The sequence below is a fragment of the Thermoflexus sp. genome, from assembly GCF_025055495.1.
Taxonomy (GTDB): Bacteria; Chloroflexota; Anaerolineae; order Thermoflexales; family Thermoflexaceae; genus Thermoflexus.
In genome coordinates this window covers 1-1,870 of sequence record NZ_JANWXB010000358.1, presented here as the reverse complement: position 1 = coordinate 1,870, position 1,870 = coordinate 1, and the positions used below count along the sequence as shown (strand labels likewise).

At 64.5% G+C, this 1,870-nt stretch carries 1 protein-coding gene; it reads left to right on the top strand.

Translation table 11 applies throughout. The features are described from left to right. Positions 1–326 precede the first annotated feature (326 nt). A partial coding sequence (locus NZM16_RS11555; protein WP_295480506.1) for a glycosyltransferase family 39 protein occupies positions 327–1,870 on the top strand: 1,544 nt, incomplete at its 3' end.

Genomic DNA, 1,870 nt, shown 5'->3' with positions numbered 1-1,870 from the left:
GTGGGGAGGGGTCCGATGGAGAAGGTGGGATCCTTTTTCCACGCACCGGCGTCCTTCGGATGGCGGGGAGGGAGGAGGAAAATCATGCTCGTGTGGTGTCGAACGCCTTCGGTGCCCGAGGCCATACGAATGCGTGGAGAGGGATTGAACCCCGGTGGAGCGATTTCCTTCCTCTTGCTAGCGGTTCCCTGCCTTCTGGACAGCGCTCTTCGGAAGCACTGGGTGGCAGCCGTATGCGTCTCGCCGGATCCCCGAAGCGGTATTACGTGCTGGAACTTGCTAACATGTTCTCTGGAAATGCGATAGGTGGGGCGTGGAGAGAAGAAATGAGAACCCGGAGAGAAGAGCGCATCCTGCTCGTTGTCCTTTCCCTCTGCTTCCTCGGCCTGAGCTTCGCCTACCAGCTGGCAACTCCCCTGGGCGAGGCGCCGGATGAGTTGTCCCACTTCCGGGTCATCACTTATCTGGTTCGCCATCGAACCTGGCCGGTCGTCGGGGGGCCGGGCGCAGACGTCCCTCATGAGAGCACTCAGTTCCCGCTTTACTACGTCCTCGCCGCGATCGCCACGGGATGGATCCGTCTCGATGAGCAAATCGTGTGGGAGGAGCTGAATCCTCATCACGTCGGCGCTCCCGCCCCACCTCCGGAAGCCTGGGCGAACCGGAATCTTATCGTTCATGATCCGCGGGAGATCTGGAACTGGAAGGGGGAGATTCTGGCCTTCCGGATCGCTCGCCTGATCTCCTCCCTGACGGGCCTGACTGCGATCCTGCTGGTTTATCGGTTGATCCGGCGGGTTCTTCCGAGGCGGCCCGCGGCGGCGATGATCGGCGTCGCGCTGATGGCGTTCCATCCGCGATGGATCGCCCTCGCCTCCAGCGTAAGCAACGACGCGCTGGCGGTGGCTGGAGCTGCCCTGGCCCTGAACGCCATCGTGGATTACGTGCTCGGCCCCTCGTGGAAACGGGCCGGATGGAGCGGCCTGGCCATGGGGGCGGCCCTGATGGCCAAGGCTTCCAATATCGGCCTGATTCCCCTCTGGCTCCTCGTTTGGATGGCCAGCGCCCGCTCCCGGCCTTCGTGGCGGGCGCGGGGAGGCGAGCTGGCCCTGAGCCTGCTCGGGGTCGCCCTGATCAGCGGGGGATGGCTGGGATGGAACTATCTCCTCTATCAGGACCCGCTTGCTTTCCGGGCCCACCTGTCGATGATCCACTGGCATCGCCCACAACCGCCCTCGGGGAGCGACTGGATCGCCATCGCCCTCCGCGCCCGCGAGACAGCGTTTCTCTCGTTCGGAGCCACCGAGGGGATCATCGCGGAGCAGTGGATATACGGGATCTGGGATCTCTTCCTTCTCCTCACCGGGGTTCAGGCCCTCCGGCGGGTATGGAGGTTCCACTTCAGCCGGCTGCCGGATCGTTCTCAGGCCCTTCCCCCACTGATCCCCGCCCTCTGGCTGGGAATTGCGATCCTCGAGTTCATCTCCTGGAACCTCCGCGTGGAGGCCCCTACTGGGCGGCTGCTCTTCATCGCCCTTCCCGCCTTCTGGTGGGTCGTCGTGTGGGCCTGGGAAGGATCTCCCTCCACCGCGTGGGAACGGGGCGTCCTGCGCGCATGGCTGGTGTTCACGATGACGCTCTCCGTCCTGGGTTTCTCCCGCTACCTGTGGCCGGCCTTCCATCAACCGCTTCGGACCAGGGAGGAGATCCCCGCGGATCTGGAGCGACTGGATTGGGTCTTTGAGGATCTGGAGGGTCCCCCAGGGGAGCCGCTAGTGCGTCTGATCGGGTTTCGGGCAACGCCGCGCCGCTTGAAGCCCGGTCAGGCTGTCCAGCTGATCGCATGCTGGGAGCTGCTGCGGCCGGCCTC